We start from the raw sequence: 9,363 nt of genomic DNA on the forward strand, positions 1-9,363 counted from the left end.
GCGCGCGCGCGGCCTGCAGCAGCGGCGCGGCGGCGCCCTTGGGCAGCAGCCGCAGGCCGCGCAGCTCCAGCGCCGGGCGCGGCCACAGTGTCGGCGCGGCGGGCGCGTCGAGGGTGAGCTCGAGCCCGGCGTCGGCGGCCATCCCCCGCAGCAGCGCGGTGAAGCGATCAGGTTGCAGCAGCATGCGCACGGCGACCAGCGCGGCGAGGACCGCCGCCAGCAGCACCGTCAGCGCGATCAGCGCGATGCGCAGGACGCGGTACCGCATTGTGACGAAGTGGACATTGTCATTTTTTTGCATGCCCCATCATCCGCGCCGGCCTGCTGCGGCCACCCGTGTTTCGCGCTTTCCACGCCCCCGGAGGGCGCGGAACGGGCGCGGCGCCCCCTGGCGCCGCGCTCTTTTTTTATGCGGTCGCGCCGAGCGTTTCGGGCAGCAGGCCATCGACGAAGGCGCGCGGCTCGAACTCGCGCAGGTCCTCGGCGCCTTCGCCGAGGCCGACGTAGCGGATCGGCAGGCCGAACTCGCGCGCCAGCGCGAACACCACGCCGCCCTTGGCGGTGCCGTCGAGCTTGGTCACCACCAGCCCGCTGACGCCGACCGCGTCGCGGAACTGGCGCACCTGGTTGATCGCGTTCTGGCCGGTGGTGCCGTCGATCACCATCAGCACCTCGTGCGGCGCGGCGGCATCGAGCTTGCCCAGCACGCGCTTGATCTTGCCGAGTTCGTCCATCAGCCCGCCCTGCGTGTGCAGGCGGCCGGCGGTGTCGGCGATCAGCACGTCGCAGCCGCGCGCGCGCGCGGCCTGCAGCGCGTCGAAGATCACGCTGGCGGCGTCGGCGCCCTGGCCCTGGGCGATCACCGGCACGCCGTCGCGCTCGCCCCAGGCCTCGAGCTGCTTGACCGCGGCGGCGCGGAAGGTGTCGCCGGCGGCGAGCAGCACGTCGCGGCCCTCGTCGCGGTAGCGGCGCGCCAGCTTGCCGATGGTGGTGGTCTTGCCGACGCCGTTGACGCCGACCATCAGCAGCACGAACGGCTTCGCCGCCGACACGTCCAGCGGTCGCGCGACCGGCGCCAGCATCGCCCGCATGTCCTCGCGCAGCGCGGCGAGCAGCGCATCGGCGTCGGCGAAGGCGCGCCGGTGCATGCGCGTGCGCAGGTCCTCGACCAACGCCTGCGTCGCGGCGACGCCGACATCGGCGGTCAGCAGCACCGTTTCCAGCTCGTCCAGCAGCGCGTCGTCCAGCCGCGGATGGCGCGCGAACAGCACGCCCAGGCCGCGCGCCAGCGCGTTGCCGGCGAGGCGCTCGCGCCAGCCGCGAGGCGGCGCGGCGGACGGCGCCGCGACGGCGTCCGCGTCCGCCGCCGGCTCGGGCTGCGCCGCGTCGCCGGCCGCGGCCGGTTTCTTCTTCCAGAACTTGAGCATGGGAGAGGGGATTCGGAGACAATCCTCGCCCGTATGCTAGCACCCGCCTTCGCCCCGACCGCTGAACGCGAGCCGCCGCGCGCGCGCGCACGGGGGGCGGCGTGAAGCGCGCGCGCGCCGTTGCCGCCGGTCCGGGCCGCGTGCGCATCATCGCCGGCCGCCTGCGCGGCTCGAAGCTGGCCGTGCCGGACCTGCCGGGCCTGCGGCCTACGCCCGACCGCGTGCGCGAGACGCTGTTCAACTGGCTGGCGCCGACGATCGAGGGCGCGCGCTGCCTCGACCTGTTCGCCGGCACCGGCGCGCTGGGCATCGAGGCGCTCTCGCGCGGGGCGGCGCAGGCGACCTTCGTCGAGCGCGATCCGCGCCTGGCCGCGGCGCTGCGCGACAACCTCGCGCGCCTCGGCCAGGCGGGCGGCAGCGTCGAGTGCGTCGACGCGGCCGCTTTCCTGCGCGGCTCGGCGACGCCGTTCGACCTGGTGTTCCTCGATCCGCCGTTCGCCGATGCGCGCTGGACGGACGCGGCGACGGCGCTGGAGGCGGGCGGCTGGCTGAAGCCCGGCGCGCTGATCTACGTCGAGGCGCCGGCGGATGCGGCGCCGGCGCTGCCGCCGGCATGGACGCCGCACCGCGAGGGCCGCGCCGGCGGCGTGCGCTACGCGCTCTACCGCCGCGGCGGCGCCATCCGCTAAGCTTGCGGCAATCCCCAGCAGACGCTGCCCATGGCGATCACCCCCGGCACCGGCGCGAAGGCGCGCGTCGCCGTCTACCCCGGCACGTTCGACCCGATCACCCACGGCCACACCGACCTGGTGACGCGGGCGGCGTCGCTGTTCGACCGCATCGTGGTGGCGGTGGCGGAAAATCCGGTGAAGAGCCCCGGCTTCAGCCTCGAGGATCGCATCGCGCTGGCGCGGCTGGCCCTGGCCGACGTGCCGAACGTCGAGGTGCGCGGCTTCTCCTCGCTGCTGGCGCAACTGGTGCGCGAGATCGGCGCCGGCGTGATCGTGCGCGGTCTGCGCGCGGTGTCCGACTTCGAGTACGAATTCCAGCTCGCCAGCATGAACCGCCACCTGATCCCGGAGGCGGAAACCCTGTTCCTCACGCCCGCCGAACAGTACAGCTTCATTTCGTCCTCGCTGGTGCGCGAGATCGCGCGGCTCGGCGGCGACGTCTCCAGCTTCGTGCACCCGGCGGTGCAGCAGGCCCTGCGCCAGCGCTGGCGCAATTCGAGCAACCATCCATGAAGGTGACGACGATGCGCAAACTGGTTTTCCTCGCGGCAATCGCGCTGACCGGCGTGTCCGGTCTTTCCGCCTGCAGCCAGCAGGAATCGGCCGACCAGGCCCAGCAGCAGGTGCAGGCCCCGGTGGCCAAGCCGACCGATCCGAACGACAGCGCCGGCTGGAAGAAGTACCTGGTCGAACAGGTCAAGCAGCACATGCAGGGCGTCAACACGCGCCCGTACATGTACTACGTGCCGGGCGGCGACAGCGACGACGCCGTCTCGCAGCGGCAGAACCAGCTCGACAACGTTTCCGACGTGGTGGCGCGCACCGTGCTGCCGGGCAACATGATGGCGTTCGGCGGCCCCGACTCGGCGAAGACCGCCGACCTGATCGTCGCCGCGTTCAAGAACGCGCAGCCGGGCTCGTTCAAGGGTGTGGTGGTGCTGTTCGTCGGCGACGCCGCCGACCAGCAGCGCGTCGCCGATGCGCTGAAGCCGAGCGCCGCGGAGTTCCGCTTCGCGCAGATGTGATCTCTTGCGCCGTCCGCGCGGCATGGCGCCGCGCGGTACGCCCTGCGGCGGTTCCGCGCAGGGTTGCATGCTATCTTTGCCGCATGTCCCTGAAGATCACCGACGCATGCGTCAACTGCGACGTGTGCGAGCCCGTCTGCCCGAACAAGGCGATTTCGCTGGGCGAGGAGTACTACGTGATCGATCCCGCGCTGTGCACCGAATGCGTGGGACATCACGATCAGCCGCAGTGCGTCGAGGTGTGTCCGGTCGAGTGCATCGTCCCGGACCCCGATCACGCCGAAACGCGCGACGACCTCTTCCACAAGTACCAGTCCCTCGTCTCCATCCGCTGAAGGAGAACGCCGCATGACGCGTTGGCTGCGCGGTCTGCTGTTTGCGTTGCTGCTCGCCGGCGCCGGGTCCGCCGCGGCGGCACCCGCGGCGCCCGCGACCAGGCCCGGCCATGCCGCCGTCGCCAGCGCGCACGAACTGGCCACCGAGGCCGGGCTGGAGGTGCTGGCGAAGGGCGGCAACGCGTTCGATGCGGCGGTGGCGGTGGCGTCGACGCTGGCGGTGGTCGAGCCGCAGAGCTCGGGCCTCGGCGGCGGCTTCTTCATGCTGATCCACCGCGCCGCCGACGGGCGCGAGGCGATGATCGACGCGCGCGAGGTGGCGCCGGCGGCGGTCGACGCGAAGATTTACGTCAACGCCGACGGCACGCCGAACCGCGGCGCCGCGATCAACGGCCCGACTTCGGCCGGCATCCCCGGCGAGCCCGCCGGCCTGGCCTGGGTGGCCGCGCATTACGGCAAGCTGCCGCTGACGGCATCGCTGGCGCCGGCGATCCGCATCGCGCGCAACGGCTACAAGCCGGATGCGCGCTTCCTCGGCGACCTGGTCGAGCGCCGCGACGTGGTCGCACGCTATCCGGCCTCCGCCGCGCTGCTGCTGACCGCGGACGGGCAGGTGCCGAAGGAAGGCTGGGTGTTCAAGCAGCCCGACCTCGCGCGCACGCTGCAGCGCATCGCCGCCGCGGGCGCCGACGGCTTCTACAAGGGCGAGACCGCGCGCGAGCTGGTCGACAGCGTGCGCGCCGCCGGCGGCCACTGGACGCTGGAGGATCTGGCCGGCTATCGCGTCGAGGAGCGCGAGCCGCTGCGCTTCGACTACCGCGGCTGGCGCATCGTCACCGCGCCGCCGCCGTCCTCCGGCGGCGTGGCGCTGGCGGAGATCTTCAACATCCTGCGCGGTTTCGACCTCGCGGCGATGCCGGCCGCGCAGCGCTACCACGTGATCATCGAGGCGATGCGGCGCGCGTTCCGCGACCACAACGAATACCTCGGCGATCCCGACTTCGTGAAGATGCCGCTGGACATGCTGCTGTCGCCGTACTACGCCGACGGCCTGCGCGCGTCGATCCTGCCCGACAGGGCCACGCCGTCGTCGATGCTGCCGCCGGCGCTGGCGCACGAGCCCGGCACCGACACCACGCATTTCTCCATCGTCGACCGCGACGGCAACATGGTCGCCTGCACCTCGACGGTGAACCTGGCGTTCGGCTCCGCCTTCGTCGCCGGCCGCACCGGCGTGATCCTCAACGACGAAATGGACGACTTCGCGCTGGTGCCCGGCGCGCCCAACGCCTTCGGCCTGCTCGGCAACAAGGCCAACGCGCCGGCGCCGGGCAAGCGCATGCTGTCGTCGATGACGCCGACCTTCGTGTTCGGCAAGGACCGCATCGGCGTGATCGGCACGCCCGGCGGTTCCACCATCATCACCCAGGTGTTCGAGGGCATCCTCGCCTTCATGGAAGGCAAGTCCGCCGCCGAGATCACCGCGCAGCCGCGCTACCATCACCAGTACCTGCCGGATTGGGTCAGCGTCGAGCCGCACGCGTTCGACGACGCCACCGCCAAGGCGCTGCGGGAGATGGGTTACGCCTTCAAGCAGCGTCGCGGCTGGGGCTTCATGAACGTGGTGACCTGGGATCTCGGGACCAACAGGCTCGACGCCGCCAGCGATCCGCGCGGCGTGTCCGGGCTGGGCAAGGTGCAGTGAGGGCGCGATGAAACGATGGCCGCTGCTCGGCGACCCGCAGCGCCTCGACGGCGGCGCCGGGGCGCTCGGTCGACCATGGACCTCGTCCCGCGCAGCGCGCGGGGCCGCCTTCGGCGTCCGGATCCGTTCCAGGCGGATCGCGTCGGCAACGCGAGATACTTGACGTCATGAAACTTTGGTCGCTCCTCGGCAACTCGCAGCGATTGGATGGCGGCGCCATGTTCGGCAATGCGCCGCGCGCGCTGTGGGCGCAGTGGGTGGCGCCGGACGCGGAGAACCGCATCCCGCTGGCCTGCCGCTGCCTGCTGGCCGTCGGCCTCGACGGCCGCAACGTGCTGTTCGAGACCGGCATCGGCGCGTTCTTCGAACCGAAGCTGCGCGAGCGCTATGGCGTGGTCGAGCCGGACCACGTGCTGCTGGATTCGCTGGCGCGCGCCGGCCTCGGCCACGAGGACATCGACGCGGTGGTGCTCTCGCACCTGCACTTCGACCACGCCGGCGGCCTGCTGGCGGCGTGGCAGGAAGGGCAGCCGCCGCGCCTGCTGTTCCCCAACGCCACCTTCGTGGTCGGCCGCGAGCACTGGCAGCGCGCGCAGCATCCGCATCCGCGCGACCGCGCCTCGTTCATCCCCGAGCTGCTGCCGCTGCTGGAGCGGAGCGGGCGCCTGGAGCTGGTCGACGGCGAATGCTCGCGCACGCTCGGCCGCTCGGTGCGCTTCACTTTCTCCAACGGCCACACGCCCGGGCTGATGCTGGCGGAAGTGATGCCGGCGCCCGGCGCCGGCGGCGGCGTGGCGTTCTGCGCCGACCTGATCCCCGGCCGGCCGTGGGTGCATCTACCGATCACCATGGGCTACGACCGCTATCCCGAGCTGCTGATCGACGAGAAGCGCGCTTTCCTCGAGGACAAGCTGGCGCGCGGCGTGCGCCTGTTCTTCACCCACGATGCCGAGATCGCGATGGCCGAGGTGACGCGTGACGCCAAGGGGCGCTTCGGCACGACCGCCGAGCAGGCCGGGCTGGCCGGACTCGCGCTGTGAAGCCGGTCCGTGCGCGCGGTCGCGCGCTGGGCTAAGGTCGGCGCGGCCGCGCCGCCGCTGCGCGCGCGGCGTGGCACATCCGTACCGCATGCGGGAGGGCGCATGATCGCGCGGAAACCGTTTTCCTGGGGGGCGCGCATCGCGGGTTGCGTGCTGCTGGCGCTGGCGCTGCTGCTGCTGGCCGCGACCGAGCGCGGCGCGCGCGCGCGCGCCGCGGCCGAGGACGCGATCGGCGGGGCGGTGCTGACCGACGCCGAACCGGGCCCGGGCGCGGAAGGCGGCCTGGTGCTGGTCGGCGGCACGCCGGAAGTGGTCAGCCTGGCGACCGACCTGCAGTTCGCCGTCACGGCCAAGGCGCCGGTGCTGCTGCGCAAGGTCGAGATGTTCCAGTGGCGCGAGCTGGCCTACGGCGGCGCACCGCCGAGCTACGAGCTGGACTGGGTCGATCACCCGGTCGACTCCGCGCATTTCGCGCGGCCGGCGGGACACGAGAATCCGGGCGCGTTCCCGTTCGCGGCCGCGCGCTTCGTCGCGCCCAGCGTGCGGCTCGGCGGCTTCGCGCTGTCCGAGGCGCTGCTGCAGGCGATCCCCGGCTACGAGCCTTATGCGCCCGGGTTCTCGCAGCTGCCGCCCAACCTGGCCGCCAGCTTCCAGGCCGTCGATGGCGCGCTGGTGACCAGCGCCGATCCGGCGGCGCCGCGGCTCGGCGACCTGCGCGTCAGCTGGGCGGTGGTGCCGCTGCAGCCGATCACGGTGATCGCACGCGTGCAGAACGGCGCGCTGGTGCCGGCGGTCGGCAGCGACGGCGAGGCGCACGCGCGCGTGCAGCTCGGCGAGCGTTCGCTCACCGACATGCTGCCGTCCCTGCCGGACGCGCCGCGCTACGCCTGGGCGCGCCGCGCGCTGGCGCTGCTGCTGGCCTGGGGCGGCGCGATGCTGCTGCTGGGCGGCGGCCGGCGCGGGGGTCGCGACGAGATCGCCGCGCTGTTGCTGGCCGCGGTGCCGCTGGCGGCGGTGGCCGGCGCGCTGTGGCTGGGCACGCGCGACGCCATCGCGGTCGCGCTGTTCGTGCTCGCGGCGCTGGCGTCGGCCGCAGCGATGCTGCGCCTCAAGCGTCCGCCCGCGCGGCCCTGAGCGCGCGTGGCCCGTGCCTCACGGCCGGCGCGCGCCTGCCCGCAACACGCCCCGCGTGCGCCCGCGCCTCGCCGCAGGCGGCCGGCATGCTGCGCGCACCGCTTTCCCGGGGGACGCCATGTCCAGGATTCTTCCGCTGCTCGCCGCGGCGTCGCTCGCCTGCGGCGCCGCGCAGGCCGCCACGCCGTATGCCGACGCGCGCGCCAAGTGGAACGCGCCGCAGGCGCCGTTCCGCGTCTACGGCAACACCTACTATGTCGGCACGCACGGCCTCGCCGCCGTGCTGCTGGTCGATCCGGCCGGCCTGATCCTGATCGACGGCGGCCTGCCCGAGTCCGCGCCGCGGATCGCCGCGCACATCCGCGCGCTCGGTTTCCGCGTCGAGGACATCCGCTACATCCTCGGCTCGCACGCGCATTTCGACCATGCCGGCGGCATCGCCGAGCTGCAGCGGCTGAGCGGTGCGCAGGTGGTCGCCAGCGCGTCCGGCGCCTTCGCCATGGAGCACGGCGGCGCCGATCCCGAGGATCCGCAGGCGGGCATCGCCGCGAGCTATCCTGCGGTCCGCCACGTGCGCGCGATCGCCGACGGCGAGGCGGTGACGCTCGGCGCGCTGCGCGTCACCGCGCACGACACGCCGGGCCACACGCCGGGCAGCACGTCGTGGACCTGGGACGCCTGCGAGGGCGGACGCTGCGAACACGTGGTCTACGCCGACAGCCTGACCGCGATCAGCGCCGACGGCTACCGCTTCGGCGACCCCAAGCATCCGCAGCGCGTCGAGAATTTCCGCCGCGCGATCGCCACCGTGGCGGCGCTGCCCTGCGACATCCTGCTGACGCCGCATCCTTCGGCGTCCAGCCTGTGGGAGCGGCTGCAAGCGCGCACGCGCGGACAGCGCCCGGATCCGCTGATCGACGCCAACGCCTGCCGCGCCTACGCGGCGGCGGCGCTGAAGGACTTCGAGGCGCGGCTGCAACGCGAGCGCACGCCGGCGCCGTAACGTGGGTCTTGGTTCACTTTGCGAGCAGCCATTTTTTGACGCGGATCGACGCGGACCCGAATCGCGCTCCATCCGCGTCGATCCGCGTCCCGAAACGCGGGCTCTTGCTGAAGCCGCGGAGCGCCGCGGGCGTCGGATGGGCCAAGGCGAGCCTACGGTTCGCCGGATCCGCCGCGCGCGGCCTCGATCTCGCCGCCGTGCTCGAGGAACCACAACCCGGCGAACAGTTTGGGATCAACCGAATAGCCGGCGCGCGCCTTCGCCATCAGCCAGGCGCCGGCCTCGGCGCGCGGCACCGCGTGCACGACGATGCTCTCGGTGGCGTCGCCGCCGCCGGGGCCGACGCGGCGCAGCTCCCGCGCACGCACGAAGTGGATCATCTCCGTGCTCATGCCCGACGACGACGGCCCCGAATGCAGGTGCTCGACGCGCGCGCAGGCGTAGCCGGTCTCCTCCTCCAGCTCGCGCCGCGCGGCCTCGAGCGCGTGCTCGTCGCCGCGGCCGTCGAGGTCGCCGACCAGGCCGGCCGGCATCTCGATGGTGAACTGGCCGATCGGCACGCGAAACTGCTCGACGAACAGCACGCGGTCGTCGGGCGTGACGGCGACGATGATGGCGGCGCCGCCCGGCGTGTTGCGCTCGACGTACTCCCAGCGGCCGCGCCTGCGCAGCGTCAGCCAGCGGCCGGCATACAGGGTCTCGACCGGGGCGCCGGCGTCGTCGGGGCGGGCGGGGGCATCGTCGCGCATGCGGGTGTCCTCAGGCGGTCAGCGCGCGCACGCGCGAGCGCGTCAGCGGGCCGAAGCGCAAACGGTCGAACAGCGCGTCCAGCGCGGCGACGTCCGGCGCGCGCCGCCGCAGCGCGCCGGGCAGCGCCGGCAGCGACGCGTCCAGCGCGATCCCGGCCAGCCGCCGCGACAGCCGCGCCTGTGCGGCGTGTTCGCGCAGCCGCGCGGCGGCGGC

10 protein-coding genes and 2 pseudogenes are annotated in these 9,363 nt (G+C 73.3%); 8 read left to right on the forward strand and 4 right to left on the reverse strand.

What is annotated here, in order from left to right; genetic code table 11:
* Positions 1 to 268: pseudogene (locus MBSD_RS05485) on the reverse strand (AsmA family protein); the annotation flags it as partial.
* Positions 269 to 407: 139 nt separating this feature from the next.
* Complete coding sequence (gene ftsY, locus MBSD_RS05490) at positions 408 to 1,427, reverse strand: signal recognition particle-docking protein FtsY (protein WP_082306501.1); 1,020 nt, start codon at positions 1,425 to 1,427, stop codon at positions 408 to 410.
* 101 nt (positions 1,428 to 1,528) lie between these two features.
* On the opposite strand from ftsY, the gene rsmD reads away from it, so the two are divergent.
* The 8 genes from rsmD to bla all read left to right on the forward strand — a co-directional run bounded on the left by rsmD (position 1,529) and on the right by bla (position 8,400).
* Positions 1,529 to 2,116, forward strand: coding sequence for a 16S rRNA (guanine(966)-N(2))-methyltransferase RsmD (rsmD, locus tag MBSD_RS05495; RefSeq protein ID WP_062535834.1), 588 nt, complete (start codon positions 1,529 to 1,531; stop codon positions 2,114 to 2,116).
* Positions 2,117 to 2,146: 30 nt separating this feature from the next.
* Entirely contained in the window at positions 2,147 to 2,671 is a 525-nt protein-coding gene (gene coaD, locus MBSD_RS05500; RefSeq protein ID WP_062535836.1) for a pantetheine-phosphate adenylyltransferase, read from the forward strand.
* A gap of 11 nt (positions 2,672 to 2,682) precedes the next feature.
* A complete protein-coding gene (locus tag MBSD_RS05505) occupies positions 2,683 to 3,183 on the forward strand; it encodes a hypothetical protein (protein WP_062535852.1) in 501 nt (166 codons plus the stop codon).
* A gap of 83 nt (positions 3,184 to 3,266) precedes the next feature.
* Entirely contained in the window at positions 3,267 to 3,518 is a 252-nt protein-coding gene (locus tag MBSD_RS05510; RefSeq protein WP_062535838.1) for a YfhL family 4Fe-4S dicluster ferredoxin, read from the forward strand.
* 13 nt (positions 3,519 to 3,531) lie between these two features.
* Positions 3,532 to 5,223 carry a gamma-glutamyltransferase gene (ggt, locus tag MBSD_RS05515; RefSeq protein ID WP_062535840.1) on the forward strand — a complete coding sequence of 564 codons (1,692 nt, stop codon included), beginning with the start codon at positions 3,532 to 3,534 and terminating at the stop codon, positions 5,221 to 5,223.
* 167 nt (positions 5,224 to 5,390) lie between these two features.
* A complete protein-coding gene (locus MBSD_RS05520) occupies positions 5,391 to 6,263 on the forward strand; it encodes an MBL fold metallo-hydrolase (RefSeq protein WP_062535843.1) in 873 nt (290 codons plus the stop codon).
* Positions 6,264 to 6,365: 102 nt separating this feature from the next.
* The gene (locus tag MBSD_RS05525) at positions 6,366 to 7,397 is read left to right on the forward strand and encodes a TMEM43 family protein (RefSeq protein WP_062535845.1); all 1,032 of its coding nucleotides are present in this window, start codon (positions 6,366 to 6,368) and stop codon (positions 7,395 to 7,397) included.
* A gap of 118 nt (positions 7,398 to 7,515) precedes the next feature.
* Positions 7,516 to 8,400: a subclass B3 metallo-beta-lactamase gene (gene bla, locus MBSD_RS05530; protein ID WP_062535848.1), complete on the forward strand. Its 885-nt coding sequence runs from the start codon at positions 7,516 to 7,518 to the stop codon at positions 8,398 to 8,400.
* A 152-nt stretch (positions 8,401 to 8,552) separates the two neighbouring features.
* Here bla and MBSD_RS05535 read toward each other — a convergent pair whose 3' ends face one another.
* Both MBSD_RS05535 and MBSD_RS15355 read right to left on the reverse strand, forming a co-directional pair.
* Positions 8,553 to 9,149: an NUDIX hydrolase gene (locus MBSD_RS05535; protein ID WP_062535850.1), complete on the reverse strand. Its 597-nt coding sequence runs from the start codon at positions 9,147 to 9,149 to the stop codon at positions 8,553 to 8,555.
* Positions 9,150 to 9,159: 10 nt separating this feature from the next.
* A pseudogene (locus MBSD_RS15355) lies at positions 9,160 to 9,363 on the reverse strand (exodeoxyribonuclease IX); the annotation flags it as partial.

This window comes from Mizugakiibacter sediminis (assembly GCF_000953855.2).
Classification (GTDB): Bacteria; Pseudomonadota; Gammaproteobacteria; order Xanthomonadales; family Rhodanobacteraceae; genus Mizugakiibacter; species Mizugakiibacter sediminis.